Source organism: Pseudomonas asiatica, from assembly GCF_009932335.1.
GTDB classification, from domain to species: domain Bacteria; phylum Pseudomonadota; class Gammaproteobacteria; order Pseudomonadales; family Pseudomonadaceae; genus Aquipseudomonas; species Aquipseudomonas asiatica.
The window spans coordinates 318,393-341,648 of the sequence record NZ_BLJF01000001.1 but is presented as its reverse complement, the minus strand read 5'-3'; the positions used below and the strand labels follow the sequence as shown (position 1 = coordinate 341,648).

General features: G+C 62.5%; 15 protein-coding genes and 1 pseudogene. 8 read left to right on the top strand and 8 right to left on the bottom strand.

The window, feature by feature from the left end; translation table 11 throughout:
• Nucleotides 1-2 precede the first annotated feature (2 nt).
• Nucleotides 3-3,902 carry a phosphoribosylformylglycinamidine synthase gene (purL, locus tag GYA95_RS01525; RefSeq protein ID WP_161551230.1) on the bottom strand — a complete coding sequence of 1,300 codons (3,900 nt, stop codon included), beginning with the start codon at nucleotides 3,900-3,902 and terminating at the stop codon, nucleotides 3-5.
• A 493-nt stretch (nucleotides 3,903-4,395) separates the two neighbouring features.
• Here purL and mltF point away from each other — a divergent pair, with 493 nt between their 5' ends.
• Nucleotides 4,396-5,853, top strand: a complete 1,458-nt coding sequence (mltF, locus tag GYA95_RS01520; RefSeq protein ID WP_015269112.1) for a membrane-bound lytic murein transglycosylase MltF — start codon at nucleotides 4,396-4,398, stop codon at nucleotides 5,851-5,853.
• 110 nt (nucleotides 5,854-5,963) lie between these two features.
• Here mltF and tadA read toward each other — a convergent pair whose 3' ends face one another.
• Together tadA and GYA95_RS01510 are read right to left on the bottom strand one after the other, a co-directional pair.
• The gene (gene tadA / locus GYA95_RS01515; RefSeq protein ID WP_015269111.1) at nucleotides 5,964-6,443 is read right to left on the bottom strand and encodes a tRNA adenosine(34) deaminase TadA; all 480 of its coding nucleotides are present in this window, start codon (nucleotides 6,441-6,443) and stop codon (nucleotides 5,964-5,966) included.
• Nucleotides 6,443-7,825, bottom strand: a complete 1,383-nt coding sequence (locus GYA95_RS01510; RefSeq protein WP_015269110.1) for a multicopper oxidase family protein — start codon at nucleotides 7,823-7,825, stop codon at nucleotides 6,443-6,445. The genes tadA and GYA95_RS01510 overlap by 1 nt, the downstream gene beginning before the upstream one ends.
• Before the next feature lie 337 nt (nucleotides 7,826-8,162).
• On the opposite strand from GYA95_RS01510, the gene GYA95_RS01505 reads away from it, so the two are divergent.
• Together GYA95_RS01505 and tri1 are read left to right on the top strand one after the other, a co-directional pair.
• Nucleotides 8,163-9,638, top strand: a complete 1,476-nt coding sequence (locus GYA95_RS01505) for a DUF6861 domain-containing protein (RefSeq protein ID WP_015269109.1) — start codon at nucleotides 8,163-8,165, stop codon at nucleotides 9,636-9,638.
• Nucleotides 9,635-10,702, top strand: a complete 1,068-nt coding sequence (gene tri1 / locus GYA95_RS01500) for an ADP-ribosylarginine hydrolase Tri1 (RefSeq protein ID WP_015269108.1) — start codon at nucleotides 9,635-9,637, stop codon at nucleotides 10,700-10,702. Before GYA95_RS01505 ends, tri1 begins: the two co-directional genes overlap by 4 nt.
• Nucleotides 10,703-10,735: 33 nt before the next feature.
• On the opposite strand, the pseudogene GYA95_RS01495 reads toward tri1, so the two are convergent.
• Nucleotides 10,736-10,906 (bottom strand): annotated as a pseudogene (locus GYA95_RS01495) (multicopper oxidase family protein); the annotation flags it as partial.
• A gap of 321 nt (nucleotides 10,907-11,227) precedes the next feature.
• On the opposite strand from GYA95_RS01495, the gene GYA95_RS01490 reads away from it, so the two are divergent.
• On the top strand, nucleotides 11,228-13,108 hold the full coding sequence (locus tag GYA95_RS01490) for an LTA synthase family protein (protein ID WP_015269107.1): 1,881 nt from the start codon (nucleotides 11,228-11,230) through the stop codon (nucleotides 13,106-13,108).
• A gap of 95 nt (nucleotides 13,109-13,203) precedes the next feature.
• On the opposite strand, the gene guaA is transcribed toward GYA95_RS01490, so the two are convergent.
• The 4 genes from guaA to GYA95_RS01470 form a co-directional block, all read right to left on the bottom strand.
• Nucleotides 13,204-14,781: a glutamine-hydrolyzing GMP synthase gene (gene guaA / locus GYA95_RS01485; protein WP_015269106.1), complete on the bottom strand. Its 1,578-nt coding sequence runs from the start codon at nucleotides 14,779-14,781 to the stop codon at nucleotides 13,204-13,206.
• A 78-nt stretch (nucleotides 14,782-14,859) separates the two neighbouring features.
• Nucleotides 14,860-16,329, bottom strand: coding sequence for an IMP dehydrogenase (guaB, locus tag GYA95_RS01480; RefSeq protein ID WP_013971138.1), 1,470 nt, complete (start codon nucleotides 16,327-16,329; stop codon nucleotides 14,860-14,862).
• An 86-nt stretch (nucleotides 16,330-16,415) separates the two neighbouring features.
• A complete protein-coding gene (locus GYA95_RS01475; protein ID WP_003257977.1) occupies nucleotides 16,416-16,973 on the bottom strand; it encodes a hypothetical protein in 558 nt (185 codons plus the stop codon).
• A gap of 51 nt (nucleotides 16,974-17,024) precedes the next feature.
• Nucleotides 17,025-17,780, bottom strand: a complete 756-nt coding sequence (locus GYA95_RS01470; protein ID WP_013971137.1) for a sulfite exporter TauE/SafE family protein — start codon at nucleotides 17,778-17,780, stop codon at nucleotides 17,025-17,027.
• 97 nt (nucleotides 17,781-17,877) lie between these two features.
• Between GYA95_RS01470 and GYA95_RS01465 the strand changes: the two genes are divergently transcribed.
• The 4 genes from GYA95_RS01465 (at nucleotide 17,878) to leuA (ending at nucleotide 23,208) form a co-directional block, all read left to right on the top strand.
• The gene (locus GYA95_RS01465; RefSeq protein ID WP_015269105.1) at nucleotides 17,878-18,756 is read left to right on the top strand and encodes a LysR family transcriptional regulator; all 879 of its coding nucleotides are present in this window, start codon (nucleotides 17,878-17,880) and stop codon (nucleotides 18,754-18,756) included.
• Nucleotides 18,757-18,892: 136 nt separating this feature from the next.
• A complete protein-coding gene (xseA, locus tag GYA95_RS01460; protein WP_015269104.1) occupies nucleotides 18,893-20,272 on the top strand; it encodes an exodeoxyribonuclease VII large subunit in 1,380 nt (459 codons plus the stop codon).
• A 3-nt stretch (nucleotides 20,273-20,275) separates the two neighbouring features.
• On the top strand, nucleotides 20,276-21,103 hold the full coding sequence (locus tag GYA95_RS01455) for a M23 family metallopeptidase (protein WP_015269103.1): 828 nt from the start codon (nucleotides 20,276-20,278) through the stop codon (nucleotides 21,101-21,103).
• A gap of 431 nt (nucleotides 21,104-21,534) precedes the next feature.
• Complete coding sequence (gene leuA, locus GYA95_RS01450) at nucleotides 21,535-23,208, top strand: 2-isopropylmalate synthase (RefSeq protein WP_013971133.1); 1,674 nt, start codon at nucleotides 21,535-21,537, stop codon at nucleotides 23,206-23,208.
• The last annotated feature ends 48 nt before the right edge of the window (nucleotides 23,209-23,256 follow it).

The window sequence follows — 23,256 nt, the reverse complement described above, 5'->3', positions numbered from 1 at the left end:
CCTTAGTTCACCCACACCCGTGCGTTACGGAACATACGCATCAGCGCGGCATCTTCCTGCCACTCATCCGGGCGCCAGGAGTTCTGCACGGCACGGAACACACGCTCCGGGTGCGGCATCATGATGGTCACGCGGCCGTCGCGGCTGGTGAGGCCGGTGATACCACGCGGCGAGCCGTTCGGGTTGGCCGGGTAGGCTTCGGTGACCTTGCCATGGTTGTCAACGTAGCGCAGGGCCACGCAACCGGACAGGTCGGCTGCCAGTAGTGCTTCTTCGCTGGCGAACTCCGCATGGCCTTCACCGTGGGCGATGGCGATCGGCATGCGCGAACCGGCCATGCCCTGCAGGAAGATCGAGTTGGACTTCTGCACTTCGACCATGGCCACACGCGCCTCGAACTGCTCCGAGCGGTTGCGCACGAAGTGCGGCCAGTGCTCGGTGCCCGGGATCAGTTCGTGCAGGTTGGACATCATCTGGCAACCGTTGCACACGCCTAGGGCGAAGCTGTCGGTGCGCTCGAAGAAGGCCTGGAAGGCGTCACGGGCGCGGCTGTTGAACAGCGCCGACTTGGCCCAGCCTTCACCGGCACCCAGCACGTCACCGTAGGAGAAGCCACCGCAGGCGACCAGGCCCTTGAAGGCTTCGAAGTCGACACGGCCGGCGAGGATGTCGCTCATGTGCACGTCGATGGCGGCGAAGCCGGCGCGGTCGAAGGCGGCTGCCATCTCGACCTGGCCGTTGACGCCCTGCTCGCGCAGGATGGCCACTTGCGGACGCACGCCCTTCTTGATGTACGGCGCGGCGATGTCGTCGTTGACGTCGAAGCCCAGCTTGACCGACAGGCCCGGGTTGTCTTCCTCGAGCAGCAGGTCGAATTCCTGGTCGGCGCAGTCGGCGTTGTCGCGCAGGCGCTGGATCTGGTAGCTGGTCTCGGCCCACTGGCGCTGCAGCATGCGGCGGTCGTCGTCGAACAGCACTTCGCCGTTCAGGCTGATGGACACTTCACCGTTGTTGACCGGCTTGCCGATCACCGCGACGCAGCCTTCACCCAGGCCAGCGGCGCTGAACTGTGCAAGTACGTCCGGGGTGGCATCCTGGCGAACCTGGATGACCGCGCCCAGTTCTTCGTTGAAGAGGATAGCCGGCACGTCGCCTTTGCTGTCGGTCAGCGGGTCAAGGTGCAGGTCGAGGCCGCAGTGGCCGGCGAAGGCCATTTCCAGCACGGTGGTGACCAGGCCGCCGTCGGAACGGTCATGGTAGGCCAGCAGGTGACCATCTTCGTTCAGGCCCTGGATCACGGCGAAGAACGCCTTCAGGTCTTCGGCATCGTCGAGGTCCGGTGCCTGGGCAGCGATCTTGCCGTAGGTCTGTGCCAGGATCGAAGCGCCCATGCGGTTCTTGCCGCGGCCCAGGTCGATCAGGATCAGGTCGGTCTCGCCCTTGTCCATGCGCAGTTGCGGGGTCAGGGTCTTGCGGATGTCGGTGACCGGGGCGAAGCCGGTGATGATCAGCGACATTGGCGAGGTAACGCTCTTCTCTACGCCCTCGTCGCTCCACTTGGTCTTCATCGACATCGAGTCTTTGCCGACCGGAATGGTAATGCCCAGCTCCGGGCACAGCTCCATGCCGACAGCCTTGACGGTGTCGTACAGGCGGGCGTCTTCACCTGGGTGGCCGGCGGCAGACATCCAGTTGGCCGACAGTTTGATGTCGGACAGCTTCTCGATGCGCGAGGCAGCCAGGTTGGTCAGTGTCTCGCCAATTGCCATGCGGCCGGACGCCGGGGCATCCAGCAGCGCCAGCGGGGTACGCTCGCCCATGGCCATGGCTTCACCGGTGTATACGTCGAAGCTGGTGGCGGTGACGGCGCAGTCGGCCACCGGTACCTGCCACGGGCCGACCATCTGGTCACGAGCTACCAGGCCGGTGATGGTGCGGTCGCCGATGGTGATCAGGAAGCTCTTGCTGGCCACGGCCGGGTGGCTGAGAACGCGCTGAACGGCGTTGTCCAGGTCCAGCTTGCTCGGGTCGAAGTCATCGCCCAGCTCGGCTTCGCGGGTAACCGAACGGTGCATGCGTGGCGGCTTGCCCAGCAGTACGTCGAGCGGCATGTCTACCGGCGTGTTGCCGAAATGGCTGTCGCTTACGGTCAGGTGCTTCTCTTCAGTCGCTTCACCCACTACGGCAAACGGGCAACGCTCACGCTCGCAGATTGCCTTGAAGCGCTCGAAGTCGACGGCGCTGACGGCCAGCACGTAACGCTCTTGCGATTCGTTGCTCCAGATTTCGTGCGGGGCCATGCCCGGCTCGTCGTTGGGCACGTTGCGCAGTTCGAAGCGGCCACCACGGCCACCGTCGTTGACCAGTTCTGGGAAGGCGTTGGAGATACCACCGGCGCCGACGTCGTGGATGAAGGCGATCGGGTTGTTGTCGCCCAGCTGCCAGCAGCGGTCGATGACCTCCTGGCAACGGCGCTCCATTTCCGGGTTTTCGCGCTGTACCGAAGCGAAGTCGAGGTCAGCCGAGCTGGCACCGGTCGCCACCGACGAAGCGGCGCCGCCGCCCAGACCGATCAGCATGGCCGGGCCGCCGAGCACGATCAGCTTGGCGCCGACAGTGATCTCGCCTTTCTGCACGTGGTCTTCACGGATGTTGCCCATGCCACCGGCCAGCATGATCGGCTTGTGGTAGCCGCGCACTTCTTCACCGTGCGGGGTGTTGATGGCCTGCTCGAAGGTACGGAAGTAGCCGGTCAGGGCCGGGCGACCGAATTCGTTGTTGAACGCAGCGCCACCCAGTGGGCCTTCGATCATGATGTCGAGGGCGTCGACGATGCGCTCAGGCTTGCCGTAGGCCTGCTCCCACGGCTGCTCGAAGCCCGGGATACGCAGGTTGGACACGGTGAAGCCGGTCAGGCCAGCCTTGGGCTTGGCGCCACGGCCGGTCGCGCCTTCGTCGCGGATTTCGCCGCCGGAGCCGGTGGAGGCGCCGGAGAACGGGGCGATGGCGGTCGGGTGGTTGTGCGTCTCGACCTTCATCAGGATGTGCACCGGCTCCTGCACCGCGCCGTACTGGCGGGTTTCAGGGTTCGGGAAGAAACGGCCGGCAACGTTGCCGACGATCACCGAGGCGTTGTCCTTGTACGCAGACAGCACACCTTCGTTGTGCATCTGGTAGGTGTTCTTGATCATGCCGAACAGGCTCTTTTCCTGAGCCTGGCCGTCGATGTCCCAACTGGCGTTGAAGATCTTGTGGCGGCAGTGCTCGGAGTTGGCCTGGGCGAACATCATCAGTTCGATGTCGTTCGGGTTGCGCTTGAGGCCCTGGAAGGCGTTGACCAGATAGTCGATCTCGTCTTCGGCCAGGGCCAGGCCCAGGTCGATGTTGGCCTTGGCCAGGGCATCACGGCCGCCGCCGAGGATGTCCACCGAGGTCATCGGCTTGGGCTGGGCATGGCTGAACAGGTCAGCGGCCTGCTCCAGCTGGCCGAGCACGCGCTGGGTCATGCGGTCGTGCAGCTCGGCCGCGATCAGTTCGGCGTCGGCTTCGCTCAGGTTGCCGGCAACGTAGTAGGCGATACCGCGCTCCAGGCGCTGGATCGACTGCAGGCCGCAGTTGTGAGCGATGTCGCTGGCCTTGCTGGCCCACGGCGAAATGGTGCCCAGGCGCGGCACGACCAGGAACAGGCGGCCGCTCGGCTCCTGTACCGGCACGCTCGGGCCGTACTTGAGCAGACGGCCCAGCACCTGCTGCTGGTCGGCGGTCAGCTCGCCGTCGACATCGGCGAAATGGGCAAATTCGGCATACAAACCAGTAACAGCGGGGACTTTCTGGCTCAGTTGCTCGAGTAATTTACCGTGGCGAAAGGCAGAAAGGGCAGGAGCGCCGCGCAGGATCAACATCGTCGGGACAGCCTCAGGAAGGGGTGTGCTTAGAGGCCGTGCATTCTAGCCTAATTCGAAGGGTTTCGGCACCCGCTCTAAGCCACGGCTGCCGGGCGGCGGAACCGGACTTGCGGGTCAGAATCCAGGGGGCCTACCTTTAGAGATTTAGCGCCTGTGAAATCGAGCGCCGCCCACGCGGCGCTTCGCAGCACAAGGCTGCTCCTACATCTGTTTCGGGCCAATTATTCCTGGGGGAGTGGCGCGCGGCCCCTTGGCGTCCACCTCGGCAGCGTGTCGGAAAATCAAGGCAGTCGCGCGCATTGGCGCAGGCGTTACTGGCCCGAAACAGATGTAGGAGCAGCCTTGTGCTGCGAAGCGCCGCGCGGGCGGCGCTCGACCTCCCAGGCGCTGAACCTCCAAAGGCAAGCCCCCAAAGCACAGAACCCGCTACCAGACAAGCTAACAGTTGTCGAGATATGGTTGGGCCAGTCCTTTGCGTATACTGCAACCTATGTTCGCCCACACTGCTTTGCGCCAGCGTTGCGCCAGATGGCTTTTCGCAACCGGACTCTTTCTGCTGCTCGGTGCCTGCGTTGAAAAACCCAGCACCCTCGAGCGCGTGAAGGAGGATGGCGTGCTGCGCGTGATCACCCGCAACAGCCCGGCCACCTACTTCCAGGACCGCAACGGCGAAACCGGCTTCGAATACGAGTTGGTCCAGCATTTCGCCGAAGATCTGGGCGTGAAGCTGCAGATCGAGACCGCCGACAACCTCGACGAGCTGTATGACAGCCTCGGCAAGCCCTCCGGCCCGGTGCTGGCAGCGGCCGGCCTGGTCACCAGCGAACGGCGCAAGGCCCAGGTCAGGTACTCCCACCCTTATCTGGAAGTGACCCCACAGGTCATCTACCGCAACGGTCGCACGCGCCCCACCAACGCCAAGGGCCTGGTCGGAAAGAAGATCATGGTGCTCAAGGGCAGCAGCCATGCCGACCAGCTGGCCGAGCTGAAAAAGCAGTACCCGGGCCTGGAATACGAGGAATCCGACGCCGTCGAGGTGGTCGACCTGCTGCGCATGGTCGATGAAGGCCAGATCGACCTGACCCTGGTCGACTCCAACGAGCTGGCGATGAACCAGGTGTACTTCCCCAACGTGCGGGTTGCCTTCGACCTGGGCGACACCCGCGACCAGCGCTGGGCGGTGGCGGCCGGTGAAGACAACAGCCTGCTCAACGAGGTCAACGAGTTCCTCGACAAGGCGCAGAAGAACGGCACCCTGCAACGCCTGAAGGACCGCTACTACGGCCATGTCGACGTCCTGGGCTATGTGGGTGCCTACACTTTCGCCCAGCACCTGCAGCAGCGCCTGCCCAAGTACGAGAAGCACTTCAAGAGCTACGCCAAGGTCGAGCAGGTGGACTGGCGCCTGCTGGCCGCCATCGGCTACCAGGAATCGATGTGGCAGCCCGAGGTCACCTCCAAGACCGGCGTGCGCGGCCTGATGATGCTGACCCAGCGCACCGCCCAGGCCATGGGCGTGTCCAACCGCCTGGACCCGAAGCAGAGCATCCAGGGCGGCGCCAAGTACTTCATGAAGATCAAGGAAGAGCTCGACGACAGCATCCAGGAACCGGACCGCACCTGGTTCGCCCTGGCTGCCTACAACGTCGGCAGCGGCCACCTGGAAGACGCCCGCACCCTGGCCAAGCGCGAAAAGCTCAACCCGAACAAGTGGCTGGACGTGAAGAAGATGCTGCCGCGGCTGTCGCAGAAGCAGTGGTATCGGCAGACCAAATACGGCTATGCACGTGGCGGCGAGCCGGTGCATTTCGTGGCCAACATCCGTCGCTACTACGACATCCTCACCTGGGTGACCCAGCCGCAGCTCGAAGGCCAGGTGGCCGAGGGCAGCCTGCATGTGCCCGGGGTGAACAAGGACAAGCCGGCGGAGCAGTCGCCGCCGATGTAGCCTGTCAGGGCCCTATCGCCGGCAAGCCAGCTCCCACAGGCTCACCACTGCCCCCAAGGCCTGCAGATATCCTGTGGGAGCTGGCTTGTCGGCGATAGGGCACTGACAGGTTACCCCTTGGCTCGGCGAGCCTTGAAGAAGTCACTGAGGATCTGCCCGCACTCCTCCGCCAGCACCCCCCCCTCCACCATCACCCGGTGGTTCAGGAAACCCTGCCCGAAGAACTGCCCCTGGCTCTGCACGATCCCCGCCTTGGGCTCCAGCGCGCCGAATACCACCCGCATCACCCGCGAATGCACGATCAACCCCGCACACATGCTGCACGGTTCCAGGGTCACATACAGGGTGCTGCCGGGTAGCCGGTAGTTACTGGCGGATTTCGCCGCCGCGCGAATGGCCACCATCTCGGCGTGCGCACTGGGGTCACTGTCGATGATCGGCCGGTTGAAGCCCTGCCCGATCACCTGCCCATGCTGCACCACTACCGCGCCCACCGGCACCTCGCCCATGGCCGCACCTTCGGCGGCCAGGGCCAGGGCCAGACGCATGAATTCCTGATCGCGACTGCGATCGATGATCTGCGGGCGCATCAGACCACCGCGATCGCGGCCATCAGGCCGGTTTCCATGTGGTCGATGACGTGGCAATGGAACATCCAGGTGCCCGGGTTATCCGCCACCAGCGCCACCTGGGCGCGCTCGTTCTTGCCCAGCAGGTAGGTATCGGTGAACCACGGCTCCTTGATGTCATGACGGTTGGAGCCGATCACCTTGAAGCTCATGCCGTGCAGGTGGATCGGGTGCTGGTACTGGGTCATGTTCTTCAGCTCGAAGATGTAGCTCTTGCCCTTCTGCAACGTGGCAATGGGGCGCTCGGCGCAGGTCTTGTCGGTGATGTCCCAGGCCTGGCCGTTGATCTGCCACATGCTCGACGGCTTATCCTGGTCCTTAGTGACCGAGACTTTCGCCGCCCACTCGAAATTGAAGTTGAGCTTTTCGGCATTCTCCAGGTCCGGCTCGGCGATCGGGTTGGGCGGTAGCGCCGGCGGCCAGTCACTTGGCGCGTCGTTGCTGGCAACCGAACGCAGGGTGCCCAGGCGCACGAAACCGTCGCGCAGGGAGATCTCCTCCCCCGCCTCAGGAATACGGATAGCGAGGCAGATACGCATGCCTGGGCCGAGCCAGTAGTCATCGTCCAAGGGGCGCGGGGTTACCGGGTTGCCGTCCAGAGCATAGATTTTTGCCTCGCAGTTACCCTTGAGGTTGATGCGGTAGGTCCAGGTGTTGTCCAGGTTAAGCAGACGCACCCGCACAACCTGGCCGGCTGGCAACTCGGTGACCGAATCGGCCTGGCCATTGATGGTGATCAGGCGCCCGGCGGTGCCGTTGCGCGCCGCCTCACGCGGGATGCTGAACGGCAACCAGGCGCCCTGCTCGTCCACGTGCCAGTTCTTCAGGCTGAGCGTGCGTTCATGCTGGAAGCCGGTCGGCTCGCGCTCCTCGACGATCAGCGGGCCGACCAGGCCACGGCCCAGCTCTTCGGAACTGCTGACATGCGGGTGGTACCAGTAGCTGCCGGCGTCCGGCACACGGAATTTGTAGTCGAAGTACTCGCCCGGCTTGACTGGCAGCTGCGACACATAGGGCACGCCGTCCATTTCCAGCGGCAGGCGGATACCGTGCCAGTGGATGGTGGTTTCGACCGGCAGGTGGTTGATGAAGCGCACCCGCAGCCAGGTGCCCTGGCGCACACGCAACTCGGTGCCTGGCGCCGAAGGGCCGAAGGCCCAGGCCTCGGTCTTGAAGCCCGTCACCAGCTCGACGTCCAGGGGAGCAGCGATCAGCTCGTAGTCATGCCCGGCGTTGTCGTCCTCGACCTTGCCCAGCCAGTAACGTGCCGCGCCACCGGCGCCCAGGCCAACCACAACCAGGCCGGTCAGGCCCTTGAGCATTTGTCGACGGGTGAAGGACATCGGTGCGGGTACCTCGCGTTCTGCGCAATCAAGCTGCCAGCACGGCTGGCGATGAAGGGCGAATACGATACACCTGCAAATGGGAAATATTAAGTGAAGTATCCAGCCATCGTTTGCTTTGGCCACCCTATTGGCCATTCCGCAGACTTAACGGAACTGACCGACAAGCATGAGATCAAATTGACACCATTGCCAGAGGCACCTCAGATGAGAAAATGCCTCGCAATGCAATCGGCAGCTCGATTGGCGACTGGCTTGACCGTCAGCGTGGTGCATGGGAAAGAATCGCCTGCCGCCCGCACACTCACCTGCCTTCTCTAAAGGAATGCAATGGTAAATGGACTTATCAACTCACGTCCCTAGCTGGGGCGACATCGAACGCAACCTGGACCAAAAATTCAGCGCCCTCAATCAAAGCGTCAGCAGCGGCTTGCGCAATGTCCATGACAGCTGGGACGGCTTCACCCGTCGCGTAAGCGATGGCGCCAGCCAGGCTTATGGCGCTGTAGGCGGACACCGGATAGACAATGTCCGGCAGGCGATGGCTTTGTCCTATCCCATGATGCAGTCAAATCTGTCGCGCAAATGGGCGTCCATCAATATCGACCAGATTTTGCCCGTACTGCTCAAGCTCGTGCAGGAAGTGGTGATGATTCTCGGCGGCAGCGTCGCGCTAGGCGGCGCTATCGGCGGCGCCGTGGGTTCTCTAGCCTTTGGCGTCGGTGCGGCACCTGGGGTGGTCGCAGGCAGCGGTATCGGCCTGCAGGTCGGCAACCTGATCCTGATGGCGCTGGGCCTGGCCGCCATCGCGGAGTATTTCTATCAAGGGCTTCCCGCGTGCCTGGCCTCCATGCAAGAGGGGCTTGCTACCGCGTGGACTGCCGAAGACGGCTTGAAACCCTCCGGTCTCGACCCTTCGGGCGGCTCGGCGGCGCTGGTTCAAGAGCGTACCGAACACGCTGCAAGGCAACTGGCCCGTGGGCAAGAGCAGCTGGTGATGCTTTTGCTGATGGCAATTGTGACCTACCTGACCCGCGGGCAGATGAAAGCCGGCGTGATGAGCAGCGTGGAAAGCATCGCCAGCCGTAGTGCCAAGCTTCAAGCCGAAATCTCCAACAAACAGTTGGCCACCTGGCTGGCGAAGAACGAAAGCAGGCTGCTGGCTGAACCTGAGTTGCAGATGAAGGCCGCGACACCGCTGCAGAAAGCAGAGCCAGAGCTGCCGCCAGCAAAGCAAGCCACTGAAAAAAGCATTGCAGCGGCGCCCAAGAAGCTCATGAGCCTGCGAGAGGCAGTGGGCAAGGACATGGCAGAGCGATGGATTGCCGAAGGCCGCGCCCGGGCAGATTTTCGGGCCCCGGAGCTTTCGAAACTGCTCAGCGACGATCAAATAGGCGCACTTTACGGTTACTCTACCAACGATGTGTACAAGGCGTATAACCTGGCGATGCGCCAAGGCACAGCCACGCCTGAAATCATGGCTTTTGCCGAGCATGCAACCGAAGGTCTGGCACGCTTGCCTCGCTACGTTGGCGCTGAAACCTACCGTGGAACGGATCTGCCACTGGATGTGCTCAATCGCATGCAAATGGGCGCAGTGGAGACCGACATGGCATTCTTCAGCTCATCCGCGACAACACCATTCGCGGGCAATACCCAGATGGTCGTACGCGGCGTATCCGGCAAGGACATCAGTTTCCTGACGCAAATTCCCGAGGCGGAAGTACTGTACCCGCCGGGTACTTCTTTCAGGGTACTGAACCGGATTGAGCAAGGCCCCACGACTCATCTCTTATTAGAAGAAGTTCTATGATCGACCTGCACAGCCCTACCCTTGAAGTTACCGAGTATGCCTACCGGTACAACCACTTGCTACCAGCGCCCACCCCACGCGAGTCCGCAGGCCGTGCCTACGTGCACCCGCAATGGCAAGAATCGCGCGTTTGCACATTAACCCCCGAACAATCGCTCGACCGAGCCAAAGGTGCGTTGCTGGGTTTGGCCATTGGCGATGCCGTAGGCACCACCCTGGAGTTCCTGCCTCGCGATAAAGCACACGTCGATGACATGGTCGGCGGCGGGCCGTTCAGGCTCAAGCCAGGTGAGTGGACCGATGATACGAGCATGGCGCTTTGCCTGGCGGACTCGTACCTGGCTTGCATGCGATTCGACCATGCAGATTATCTCGAGCGACTGTGCAGGTGGTACAAGCGAGGGGAAAACAGCGCAAACGGTGTCTGTTTCGACATCGGCAATGCTACACGCCTTGCCTTGGAAGGGTGGCTACGCCATGGCCTGGACTGGATAGGCAACACAGAGCCGAATACGGCCGGCAATGGCTCCATCATCCGGCTCGCCCCCACCGCCATATTCAGGCGCCACATGCTGCCATCCACGTGGCGCGAAGCCCAAAGCCAGAGTCGGGCCACCCATCGGGCGCCCGAAGCAGTGAGTGGCTGCGAACTGCTGGGCGCGCAGCTGCACCTCGCCCTGAACGGCGCCGACAAGGATGAAATGTGCCGCCCGATGGTCCGCCCGCTGCAGCCCCGCGCCACCATCATCAACGCTGGCGAATACAAGGAAAAAAGCCGCGACCAGATCCGCTCCTCAGGGTATGTCATCGACACCTTGGAAGCTGCGCTATGGGCGGTTTGGAATACCGACAATTTCAGAGACGCAGTGCTACTGGCGGCAAACCTGGCAGACGACGCCGACAGCGTGGCAGCCGTGGCTGGGCAGCTGGCCGGAGCGTTGTACGGGGTATCCGGCATGCCCGAGGAATGGGTAAAGACAGTGGCGTGGTCTGAACACATCCAGGACCTCGCCCAAGCGTTGCACGACCAGGCGCCTGAAAACGACCCGTTCTATTCGCTGTGATGATGCGCCCGTCGGGGCAGACAGCTGAATGATAAAGGCCCAGGCCTCGGTCTTGAACCTCGGCACCAGCTCGACGTCAAGCGGCGCGGCGATCAGTTCGTAGTCATGCCCGGCGTTATCGTCCTCGACCTTGCCCAGCCAGTAGCGGGCCGCGCCTCCGGCGCCCAGGCCAACCACAACCAGGCCGGTCGGGCCCTTGAGCATTTATCGACGGGTGAAGGACATCGGTGCGGGTACCTCGCGTTCTGCGCAATCAGTCTGCCAGCAGGGGCTGGCGATGAAGGGCGAATACGATACACCTGCATTTGCGAAAGATTAAGTGAAGTCTTGTCGCGCGACCGGTTATCTGCCCCGACACCTGTGGCAACCTGCTCCCCCCGGTACCCAACTAACGCCCAGAGGCTGACTTGCCCGATTCAGGGTGGGCTGCTTAAGTTCAACAGACGGGGTGCACAGGTGCTGGCCTTCTGCCCGCCTATCGCTTCAGACAAGACGCCTGCTCTGTGAATGCGAAGGTTTGACACCATGTGGCACAGGAATTCATTACTGTATTTTTCGCTGCTGCTCACTTCAGGCCTTCTTCTGGCACCGAAGATCATCCTGATCGAGTTTTTCTCCTATCGATGGGTGGAGACCGGTGTTCTCGATATTGCCCTGTACTTGCTTCAAGACGTGCTGCTGGTGGTCGCCTTCTTTGTGATTGCTACCACCACCATTACCAGAAACAAATTCAATTTTTATCTGTTAAGCATCGCCTCAGGCGCCTTGCTGCTGTTCCTGCTGGTGGATATGCGAGTTCGGGAGCTATGGCTGAAGCCACTGGACTGGCAACTGATACGCTACAGCCTGCAGAACGCAAGCAACCTGACCTCCGGAGCCGAGGTGTTCCTCACCCAAGCCGCCGGGTTCGGGCACACATTCAGGTTCATTGTCTTTGTGCTTTTTCTTGCCTACCTGGTGACCTGGTCTTTCGCTGGGCTGGCAACCTACATCGCTTATAAAGAACAGCGCACGGTCCCAATAAAGAAAAGACAACACCTCTGGGCGTCGCTGCTGGTGATAGGCGCCCTGCTCATCGGCTCCATCCATGCCAAAGACGCACGCTATTACCTGAACGAAAATATTGTCGTCAGCCCGCTGGTCACAACACTCAGAAGCACGACTCCCTTGAATGCAGCTCCGCATAGACCGCCGCTGCCATTCGAACAACCCGCCTACCCGCTAACCAGCGTCAACGACATCCGAAAACTTCAATCTCATGCCACACCAGACTTCAAGAACCTGGTCTTCATCATTCTGGAGTCGGTGCGCTGGAACAGCGTTTTTGCGCCCGACATCAAAACCGCCGAGAGGTATCCCACCTTCGATAAGCTCTCTCGGGAGGGCATGCTCTTCAAAACGTACGTATCAGTGCCTCACTCGTCCAAAGGCTACCACGCGATCCTGACGGGGCTGCACGCCTACCCAGATATTGAAATCAAAGAGGCCATGTACCTGCTACAACCCAGCGTCATCCATGAGCTGAAAAACAGGAAAGACATGGAAGCCGTCGCATTCAGCTCGCTGTACCTGCAATTCGAAAACATGGAGGGTTTCCTGAAGTCCATCGGCGTATCGAATGCCTATGCAGTTTCGGAGATCACCCATGCCGAAAATCGCTCACAACACGCCAGTAGCTTCGGAGAGAGTGATGAACAGCTGTTTTCATCCAGCATCTCTTACCTGGAGAAGATAAAAAAGAATGGCCAGGGTTTCATCGCACTCTACTTCCCAAGCGCAGCCCACTACCCCTACCAATGCAGCCAAGGGCCCCCATTACTGAGCGAGCTGGAAAAGTATGAAGACTGCATAGCCAGAACAGACAGCGTACTGGGTGAAATGCTGACATCATTCGACAAGCAAGGCCTTCTGGACTCGACATTATTCGTGCTCGTGGGTGACCACGGTGAGTCGTTTGGTGAGCACGGTCTCTTCATTCACAACGCTTCCATGCACGAAGAAGAAGTGACCGTACCCCTGATTTTCTGGGCCAAGGAAAAGTCACTGCCCAAACCCGCCACAACGACCAGTCACCAGATCGATGTTGCGCCCACGGTCGCCGACTTCTTTGGCGTGACCGAGTCGCCCCTGTCTGTCCAAGGCATCAGCTTGTTGAGGGAACATGGCAAACGCACATTCTTCATGTCCACGTTCTTTGACCAACTGGCGTCAGCCTTGGTGGAGCACCCTTACAAATACATATACGAATTCAGTTCGGACACCCTGACCAAATACAATATCGAGAATGACCCGCAGGAAAAGCACCCGCAGCGCGTGGAGGGCGATGAGTTCGTCGCGGTGAAGAGCAGGTTGCTTTCCTATAATGTCTACCAGAAAGCGCTATTTGCCAAAAAGCCAAAAGAATAAGCAAATCTGAATGAGCAAGAACCAGAAAGCCCGCAATTATGCAGGCTTTCTGGTGTATCCGTGCCTACGGGTACCAGCCTGAGCTGGCTACCCGATCATTCCCACTCGATAGTCGCTGGCGGCTTGCTCGACACGTCGTAGGTAACGCGCGAGATACCGTCGATTTCGTTGATGATACGGCCGCTGACGGTTTCCAGCAGCTCGTACGGCAGGTGCGCCCAGCGCGCGGTCATGAAGTCCACGGTCTCGACGGCACGCAGGGCCACGACCCAGGCGTAGCGACGGCCGTCGCCGACGACGCCTACCGACTTGACCGGCTGGAACACCACGAATGCCTGGCTGGTCTTGTGGTACCAGTCGGCCTTGCGCAGCTCTTCGATGAAGATGTGGTCGGCGCGACGCAGGATGTCGGCGTATTCCTTCTTCACTTCACCAAGGATACGCACGCCCAGGCCCGGGCCCGGGAACGGGTGGCGGTAGACCATGTCGTACGGCAGGCCCAGCTCCAGGCCGATCTTGCGCACTTCGTCCTTGAACAGTTCACGCAGCGGCTCGACCAGCTTGAGGTTCATTTCCTCCGGCAGGCCACCGACGTTGTGGTGCGACTTGATCACGTGGGCCTTGCCGCTCTTGGCGCCCGCCGACTCGATCACGTCCGGGTAGATGGTGCCTTGGGCGAGGAACTGGATGTTTTCCAGCTTGCTGGCTTCGGCATCGAACACGTCGATGAAGGTGCGGCCGATGATCTTGCGCTTCTTCTCCGGGTCGGCTTCGCCGGCCAGGTTGTCGAGGAACTGCTTTTCAGCGTCGGCGCGGATGACCTTGACGCCCATGTTCTCCTTGAACATGGCCATCACCTGGTCACCTTCGTGCAGGCGCAGCAGGCCGTTGTCCACGAATACGCAGGTCAGCTGGTCGCCGATGGCGCGGTGCAGCAGTGCGGCAACGACGGAGCTGTCGACGCCGCCGGACAGGCCCAGCAGGACGTTGGCCGAACCGACCTGCTCACGCACCTGGGCAATGGCGTCTTCGACGATGTTGGACGGAGTCCACAGGGCTTCACAGCCGCAGATGTCCTGCACGAAGCGGGACAGGATGCGACCGCCCTGCTTGGTGTGGGTCACTTCCGGGTGGAACTGCACGCCGTAGTAGCCGCGCGCGTCGTCGAACATGCCAGCGATCGGGCAGCTCGGGGTGCTGGCCAGCACGTGGAAGTTGCCCGGCATCTGGGTGACCTTGTCGCCGTGGCTCATCCACACGTCCAGGCCCAGCAAGCCGTCGGCGTCGATGTGGTCTTCGATGCCGTCGAGCAGGCGGCTCTTGCCAACCACGTCCACGCGGGCATAACCGAATTCACGCAGGTCGGAACCTTCGACCTTGCCGCCCATCTGCTCGGCCATGGTCTGCATGCCGTAGCAGATGCCCAGCACTGGTACGTTCAGGTCGAACACCGCCTGCGGGGCGCGCGGGCTGTTGGCTTCGTGGACCGACTCGGGGCCGCCGGCGAGGATGATGCCGCGCGGGTTGAATTCGCGGATCGCTTCATCGTCCATGTCGAACGGATGCAGCTCGCAGTACACGCCGATTTCGCGCACGCGGCGGGCGATCAGCTGGGTGTACTGGGAACCGAAATCGAGGATCAGGATGCGGTGAGCGTGAATGTCGAGGGCCATGACTCAATCTCGTCAGTGGAAATCGGAAACGACGCGGGGCTGTCATGACAGCCCCGCTTTCTGTTGTAGCTGGAAGCCTCAGCCTACGCGGTAGTTAGGGGCTTCTTTGGTGATCTGCACGTCATGCACGTGGGACTCGGCCATGCCGGCACCGGTGATGCGCACGAATTCCGGCTTGGTGCGCATCTCTTCGATGGTTGCGCTGCCGGTGTAGCCCATGGACGAACGCAGGCCGCCCATCAGCTGGTGGATGATCGCGGCCAGCGCGCCCTTGTAGGGAACACGGCCTTCGATGCCTTCCGGTACCAGCTTCTCGGCGCCGGCCGAGGAGTCCTGGAAGTAGCGGTCGGACGAGCCTTGCGCCTGTGCCATGGCACCCAGCGAGCCCATGCCGCGGTAGGCCTTGTAGGAACGGCCCTGGAACAGCTCGACTTCACCCGGAGCCTCTTCGGTACCGGCGAACATCGAACCCATCATCACGCAGGAAGCGCCGGCAACGATGGCCTTGGACAGGTCACCCGAGAAGCGGATGCCGCCGTCGGCGATCAGTGGCACGCCAGTGCCTTCCAGTGCAGCGGCAACGTTGGCGATGGCGCTGATTTGCGGCACGCCTACGCCAGCAACGATACGGGTGGTGCAGATCGAGCCTGGGCCGATACCGACCTTGACCGCGTCAGCGCCAGCTTCGGCCAGAGCCTTGGCGGCAGCGCCGGTGGCGATGTTGCCGCCGATCACCTGCACTTGCGGGTAGGTTTCCTTGACCCAGCGAACGCGATCGATCACACCTTTGGAGTGACCGTGGGCGGTATCGACCACAACCACGTCAACGCCAGCAGCCACCAGGGCGGCAACACGCTCGCCGGTGTCCTTGCCGGTGCCGACCGCGGCGCCGACGCGCAGGCGACCCTGGTCGTCCTTGCTGGCCAGCGGGTAGGCCTTGGCCTTTTCGATGTCCTTGACGGTCATCATGCCCTTGAGGTTGAACTTGTCGTCAACGATCAGGACTTTTTCCAGGCGGTGCTTGTGCAGCAGCTCGCGGACTTCGTTCTTGTCGGCGCCTTCGCGGACGGTGACCAGACGCTCTTTCGGGGTCATCACGTCGCGGACCTTGGCGTCCAGGCGGCTTTCGAAGCGCACGTCACGGGAGGTGACGATGCCGACCAGGTCGCCGTTCGCCAGCACCGGAACGCCGGAGATGTTGTTCAGGCGGGTCAGGTCGAACAGGTCGCGCACGGTGGCGTCGGCGTCGATGGTGATCGGGTCCTTGACCACGCCAGCCTCGAACTTCTTGACCTTGCGGACTTCGCTGGCCTGCTGTTCGATGGTCATGTTCTTGTGGATGATGCCGATGCCGCCTTCCTGGGCCATGGCAATGGCCAGGCGCGCTTCGGTCACGGTATCCATGGCAGCGGATACCAGCGGAATGTTCAGCTCGATGCCACGGGTCAAACGGGTCTTGAGACTGACTTCATTAGGCAGTACCTCGGAATAGCCAGGTACAAGGAGGATATCGTCGAAGGTCAGGGCTTCTTGGCTGATACGCAGCATCGCGGGGGCTCCCGGGCGGGAAAAATGGAAGCGCGCCATTATACTCATGCACGGCGCGCCGCTCAATGCAAAATAAGGGCCTTCGGTCAGCCTTGTGGCAGTTTTACCTGTACCACGGCCACCGGCTGGTCGAGCCAGTCGGCGAAGCTGTCGAGGAAGGCCTGGGTGAACCCGGCCTCGCCCCAGTTGTTGAAGATGAACCCCAGGTTGGAAAAGGCACATGGCTGCAGGTAAATGAAGCCATTGATGTCATCTTCGAAGCCGCACAACGGGCAGGTGAAGTTGTCGCTAACTGCCGGCATCCATTCTTCCAGGCTTTCGAACAGCGGCTCACCCACCTCGCGCCGGCACTCGGGGCAACCGGCCTCTTCGAGGAAACCTTCGGTAGGGGTATAGATGCAGCGTTTGAGCATCACCTCCAGGCCGTTGACCTGTTCGCCGAAGGGCAGTTTTTCCGGATGCAGGGCCACTTTGCGGGCACCTTCGGCCAGGGCATGGCCCATGCGGTTGCCGGTGCGGCCACAGGTGGTCAGCTGTTCCTCGACGACTTTCTCGCGCACCAGCCAGCGCAGGATGGCGCGGGCACGGGCTTCGTGCACCGGGACGGTAGAAAGCTTGGGAACGATGATGCTCTGGGTGTTCATGAACGGGGCAAGCCTGAAAAACTGCGGTGATAGCGCAATTCTACCGCCTGCTCAGGCGCTCAGGTAGCGACCGATCAGCGCCAGGCCGCTGGCCAGCACCAGCCAGGTGACCAGGCGCACGAAGGCTTCGCGAGACAGCCGATGGGTAAGCCTGCGCCCTGCCCAGAGGCCGACGAGCATGACCGGCAACAGGCAGGCGGCGAGCAACAGCAGGCTCTGGTCGGCATAGACGCCTGCGATAAGGAACAGCGTCAGCCGCACCACCGTACTGCAACTGATCAGCGCGCTCTGGGTAGCGCGCACCTGCTCCTTCACCTCCAGCCGCGCGCTCAGGTACAGCGCATAAAGGAAGCCGCCGCTGCCGAACAAGGCGCCGAACAGCCCGCCTGCCGTGCCCATCGGCATTGCCCAGAAACCCGACAGACTGGCCGGCCGTACCTTCACCGCCAGCCCGTACAGGGCATACGCCGTGACGAACAGCCCCATCAGCAGCAGCAACAAGTCTGACTTCAGCTGTAGCAGGAATACCACACCCAGCGCGCAGCCAATGGCCATGAACGGCAGCAGCCGCAGCAGTTCGCCGCGCACGACATCGCGGCGCGAGGGCAGCAGGTTGCCGAAGGCGGCGACGAAGTCCAGTAGCACCAGCAGCGGAATGATCCGCGACAGCGGCATGAAGTGGATCAGCACTGGGCCGGCCACCAGCGCGGTGCCGAAACCGGCGATGCCGAAGACGATGTAGGCAGCGCCGACACCAAGCAGGATAGGCAGCCAGTCGAGGCCGGAAAACGACAGTTGGGCGAGCATGGCAGCAGTTCCTGGGAAGACAGGCAAAGGTTAGCCAGCCATGAGCCATGCCGACTAATATGCCTTTGTCGCCACACTCATCTCGAAAAGGCATGACATGACGTCAATCCGCCAACTGCGTTACTTCGTGGAAATCGCCGAATGCGGCAGCTTCAGCGCTGCCGCCGAGCGGCTGTACATCGCCCAGTCGGCGCTGAGCCGGCAGATCAAGGAACTGGAGCAGCAACTGGGCACGCCGCTGTTCGAACGCACCGCGCGCCTGCCGCGCCTGACACTGGCTGGCCAGGCCTTCCTGGAACGGGCGCGGCGCTTGCTGGCCGACCTGGCGCAGGCCGAGCGTGTAACCCGCGACATTGGCGAAGGGCTGCAGGGCAGTCTGCGCCTGAACCACTCCAGTACAGTGCCGCTGACCGGCCCGCTGCTGGCTCGCCTGGGCGGTTACTTGCGCGACAACCCAGGGGTTACGCTGGAAATTGCCCAGCAGTCGTCGGAGGCGCAGTTGGAGGATATCGCTGCCGGGCGGTTGGATATCGGCCTGCTGCGCTTGCCTGTACTGCGCCAGTATGAAGGGGTGGTGCTGCATGAACTGTTCAGCGAACCCCTGCTGCTGGCGGTCGCCGCCGGGCATCTCTTGGCCCGCGCGCCCCAGGTGAGACTGGAACAACTGCGGGAAGAGCGCTTCATTTCGATTCCGCACCGGGACCGTGGCGGGCTGAGCTACCTGTCGGCCTCGATGTGCATGGAGGCAGGCTTTTTCCCGCGCGCAGCGCAGGTGCTGTCGCGCAAGACCACCCAGTTGCAGTTGATTCAGGCGGGGTTTGGGGTGGCGTTGTTGCCGGAATGCATGCGCGAGATTGCGCCAGCCTCAGTCAGCTTCGTGGCACTGGAAGGAGGGTGTGAGAGTACTGTGGCGATGGCTTGCAGGCGTGGCGCAGGTTCGATGGTGCGCCAGTTCGTGACGGCGATGCAGGCCTGAAAGGCCCCATCGCCGGCAAGCCGGCTCCCACAGGGACAGCATGAGGCCCAAGCCAGCGCGATACCTGTGGGAGCCGGCTTGCCGGCGATAGGGCCAGGACAGACAACCGGGGCCGATGTCCTTTATGATGCCCGCCATGATCAGAGACCCTTTCGAACGACTCGGCCTGGACCGCGAGGTCCTTACCGTCAGCCAACTCAACGGCCGCGCCCGCGTGCTGCTGGAAGACGTGTTCCGCAACGTATGGGTGGAAGGCGAGATTTCCAACCTCGCCCGCCCGGCGTCCGGCCACATGTACTTCACCCTCAAGGACAGCGGCGCACAGGTGCGCTGCGCGCTGTTCCGGCAGAACGCCACGCGGGTGCGCCAGGCCCTGCGCGACGGCCTGGCGGTGCGGGTACGCGGCAAGGTTTCGTTGTTCGAAGGGCGTGGCGACTATCAGCTGATTCTCGACACCGTCGAGCCGGCCGGCGATGGCGCCCTGCGCCTGGCCTTCGAGGCATTGAAAGAGAAGCTCGGTGCCGAGGGGCTGTTCAGCGCCGAACGCAAGCAGCCGCTGCCGGCCCACCCGCAGCGCATCGGCATCATTACGTCGCCCACCGGCGCAGTGATCCGCGACATCATCAGTGTGTTCGGTCGCCGCGCCCCGCAAGTGGAACTGAACCTGATCCCCACCGCAGTGCAGGGCCGCGAAGCCATTGCACAGATCGTGCGCGCGATCCGCCTGGCCGATAGCCTGGGGTTCGATGCACTGATCCTGGCCCGGGGCGGCGGCTCGCTTGAAGACTTGTGGTGCTTCAACGAAGAAGCGGTGGCGCGGGCCGTGGCCGCCTGTGTCACGCCGATTGTCAGCGCCGTGGGCCATGAGACCGATGTCTCGATCAGCGACTTCGTCGCCGACGTGCGCGCGCCTACACCGTCTGCCGCCGCCGAGCTGCTGGCCCCCGACAACAGTGGCCTGCAGCAACGCCTGGATGGCCTGCAACGGCGCCTGCTGCTGCGCATGCAGAACCGCCTGACCCACGACCGCCTGCGCCTGGAGTCGCTGACCCGGCGTCTGCGCCACCCGGGCGAGCGCCTGCGCCAGCAGGCCCAGCGCCTGGACGACCTGGACATGCGCTTGCGCCGCGCGTTCATGCTCAACCTCAACCAGCGCCACGAGCGCCTGGCACGCCTGGATACCCGCCTCGCCGCGCAGCACCCGGGGCGTACCCTGAAACTGCTGGGCCAACGCCTGGACAGCCTGGCCGAGCGCCTGCCACGGGCCATGCGCGAGGTGCTCAAGGACCGCCGCCAGCGCTTCCAGGCCCAGTTGCAGACGCTGCAGGTGGTCAGCCCGCTGGCCACCCTCGCCCGCGGCTACAGCATCCTGCTGGACGAACAGGGCCAGGCCATCCGCAGCGCCGAACAGACCCGCAATGGCCAGCGTCTGACCGCCCGCCTGAACGAAGGCGAGCTGTTGGTGCGGGTCGAAGACAACCACCTGACCCCGGTCACCCTCTCACTTCTGGACTGACACATGCCCCGCCTGCTCGCGCCCCTGCTTGCCCTTTCCCTCCTGCTGCTGGCCGGCGGCGCCCAGGCCAGCTACATCACCCGCACGCTGAACAAGCCGGTACCCGGCGGCGTGGCGGTGGTCGACCTCGGCCCCGCCGCCAGCGCGCCCAGCGCCCGCTTCGACGGCAAACCGGTGCTGGTGGTGAAAGAGCAGGACAACTGGCTGGCCATCGTCGGCATCCCGCTGACCCAGAAGCCCGGCACCGCGATGCTGAGCCAGGGCGGCCGCACCCTGCCCTTCACGGTCGGTAGCAAGAAATACCCCGAGCAGCGCATCACCCTGAAGAACACCCGCCAGGTCAACCCGAACCCGGCCGACCTCAAGCGCATCGATCGTGAGCTGGCCGAGCAGATCAAGGCATACCGCAGCTTCAGCCCGACCCTGCCCAGCAACCTGATTCTCGACAAGCCGGTCAGTGGCCCGCTGTCGAGCAAGTTCGGCGTGCGCCGTTTCTTCAATGGCGAAGAACGCAACCCGCATGCCGGGCTGGACTTCGCGGTACCGGCCGGCACGCCGATCAAGACCCCGGCCAATGGCAAGGTGATCCTGGTGGGCGATTACTTCTTCAATGGCCGTACGGTGTTCGTCGACCACGGGCAGGGCTTTATCAGCATGTTCTGCCATATGTCGAAGATCGATGTGCAGGTGGGGCAGCAGCTGCGCCGGGGCGAGGTGGTCGGGCGCGTGGGCTCGACCGGGCGGGCTACCGGGCCACACATGCACTGGAACGTCAGCCTGAACGATGCACGGGTGGATCCGGCGATTTTCATTGGCGCGTTCCAGCCCTGAGATCGCGGCGCCTGCTTCGCGGGCATGCCCGCTCCCACAGGTCCCGTGCAGGATTCGAGGCCTGTGGTAATCCTGTGGGAGCTGGCTTGCCGGCGATGAGGCCAGAGCAGGTAAACTCGCTTCCAAGGTGTTGCGCCATCGAAAAATACTGCGCAAAAATCGAGAAGCACTCAGAAAATTGCAGCGATAAAATCTCGCCTTTCAGCTTTTTTTAAGCATTCCTCTCAATTTTTTCTGAACGCTTGCCATCACCCACCCCACTGGTTAGGGTTGAAGGCATGAAAACCTACAGCACCCTCATCCTGCTCCGACAACATCGCAGCCTCTGCCTGGTCAGCGCCCGACTACCAGGCTGAATCGCGTCGCCTCGCCTTTTATCTCGTTATCGCTCGGCAGGCCCGATCTCGGCCGCACACAAAAGGATTGCTTCCATGACCATGCTCAAAGACCCTTCGAAGAAATACCGCGCTTTCCCGACCATCGACCTGCCTGACCGTACCTGGCCGTCGAAGACCATCACCGCCGCGCCAATCTGGTGCAGTTCCGACCTGCGTGATGGCAACCAGTCGCTGATCGAGCCGATGGATTCGGAGAAGAAACTGCGCTTCTGGAAGACCCTGGTGCAGGTTGGCGTGAAGGAAATCGAAGCCTCGTTCCCGTCCGCCTCGCAGACTGATTTCGACTTCGTGCGCATGCTGATCGAAGACGGCCACATCCCGGACGACACCACCATCCAGGTACTCACCCAGGCCCGTGAAGACCTCATCGCCCGCACCTTCGAATCGCTGCGCGGGGCGAAGAAGGCCATCGTCCACCTGTACAACGCCACCAGCCCGTCGTTCCGCCGTATCGTCTTCAACCAGGACAAGCAAGGCGTGAAGGACATCGCGGTGAACGCGGCCAAGCTGTTCGTCAAGTACGCCGCCCAGCAGCCGGAAACCCAGTGGACCTTCCAGTACTCGCCTGAAACCTTCAGCGCCACCGAGATGGAGTTCGCCAAGGAAGTCTGCGACGCGGTCATCGAGGTGTGGAACCCTACCCCCGAGCACAAGATCATCCTCAACCTGCCGGCCACCGTGGAAGTGTCCACCCCGAACATCTACGCCGACCAGATCGAGTGGTTCTGCCGTAATGTCAGCCGTCGCGACAGCGTGATCATCAGCCTGCACTGCCACAACGACCGTGGTACCGGCATTGCCGCCACCGAACTGGGCCTGATGGCCGGTGCCGATCGTGCCGAAGGCTGCCTGTTCGGCAACGGCGAGCGTACCGGTAACGTCGACCTGGTGACCCTGGCGCTGAACCTCTACACCCAGGGCATCGACCCGCTGCTGGACTTCTCCGACATCGACGGCGTGCGCAAGGTGGTCGAAGAGTGCAACCAGCTGCCGGTGCACCCACGCCACCCGTACGTGGGCGACCTGGTCCACACCGCGTTCTCCGGCTCGCACCAGGACGCCATCCGCAAGGGCTTCGCCAAGCAGCAGGAAGGCGAACTGTGGGAAGTACCTTACTTGCCGATCGACCCGGCCGACATCGGTCGCAGCTACGAGGCGGTGATCCGCGTCAACAGCCAGTCGGGCAAAGGCGGCATCACCTACCTGCTCGAGCAGGAATACGGCATCAGCCTGCCGCGCCGCATGCAGATCGAATTCAGCCAGGTAGTACAGGGCGAAACCGACCGCCTGGGCCTGGAAATGACCGCCCAGCAGATCTACAGCCTGCTGCACAAGGAATACCTGCAGGCCAACTCCCCGTATGCGCTGGTCAGCCACCGTCTGCAGGAAGAGAACGGCCACAGCGCCGTGGAAGTGGAAGTCGCCGGTGAAGGCGAAACCACCCTGCACTGGCGCGGCAAGGGCAACGGTGCACTGGAAGCACTGGTGGCCGGCCTGCCGATTGCCGTGGAGATCATGGACTACAACGAGCATGCCATTGGCGCCGGCACCAATGCCAAGGCCGCGGCCTATATCGAACTGCGCGTGGCCGGTGGCCGCCCGGTGCATGGTGTGGGTATCGATGAAAACATCACCACGGCCAGCTTCAAGGCATTGTTCAGCGCGCTGAACCGCTCGCTGAGCCAGCAGGAAGCCAAGGCGGCCTGAGCCATACCGCATGAATGAGAATTTCAGGCAAAAAAAGGGGCGCCGACC

Bases quoted from the DNA above. Each gene is read 5' to 3' on its own strand.
- purL (WP_161551230.1), bottom strand. From the start codon at position 3,902: ATGTTGATCCTGCGCGGCGCTCCTGCCCTTTCTGCCTTTCGCCACGGT.
- mltF (WP_015269112.1), top strand. From the start codon at position 4,396: ATGTTCGCCCACACTGCTTTGCGCCAGCGTTGCGCCAGATGGCTTTTC.
- tadA (WP_015269111.1), bottom strand. From the start codon at position 6,443: ATGCGCCCGCAGATCATCGATCGCAGTCGCGATCAGGAATTCATGCGT.
- GYA95_RS01510 (WP_015269110.1), bottom strand. From the start codon at position 7,825: ATGTCCTTCACCCGTCGACAAATGCTCAAGGGCCTGACCGGCCTGGTT.
- GYA95_RS01505 (WP_015269109.1), top strand. From the start codon at position 8,163: ATGGACTTATCAACTCACGTCCCTAGCTGGGGCGACATCGAACGCAAC.
- tri1 (WP_015269108.1), top strand. From the start codon at position 9,635: ATGATCGACCTGCACAGCCCTACCCTTGAAGTTACCGAGTATGCCTAC.
- GYA95_RS01490 (WP_015269107.1), top strand. From the start codon at position 11,228: ATGTGGCACAGGAATTCATTACTGTATTTTTCGCTGCTGCTCACTTCA.
- guaA (WP_015269106.1), bottom strand. From the start codon at position 14,781: ATGGCCCTCGACATTCACGCTCACCGCATCCTGATCCTCGATTTCGGT.
- guaB (WP_013971138.1), bottom strand. From the start codon at position 16,329: ATGCTGCGTATCAGCCAAGAAGCCCTGACCTTCGACGATATCCTCCTT.
- GYA95_RS01475 (WP_003257977.1), bottom strand. From the start codon at position 16,973: ATGAACACCCAGAGCATCATCGTTCCCAAGCTTTCTACCGTCCCGGTG.
- GYA95_RS01470 (WP_013971137.1), bottom strand. From the start codon at position 17,780: ATGCTCGCCCAACTGTCGTTTTCCGGCCTCGACTGGCTGCCTATCCTG.
- GYA95_RS01465 (WP_015269105.1), top strand. From the start codon at position 17,878: ATGACGTCAATCCGCCAACTGCGTTACTTCGTGGAAATCGCCGAATGC.
- xseA (WP_015269104.1), top strand. From the start codon at position 18,893: ATGATCAGAGACCCTTTCGAACGACTCGGCCTGGACCGCGAGGTCCTT.
- GYA95_RS01455 (WP_015269103.1), top strand. From the start codon at position 20,276: ATGCCCCGCCTGCTCGCGCCCCTGCTTGCCCTTTCCCTCCTGCTGCTG.
- leuA (WP_013971133.1), top strand. From the start codon at position 21,535: ATGACCATGCTCAAAGACCCTTCGAAGAAATACCGCGCTTTCCCGACC.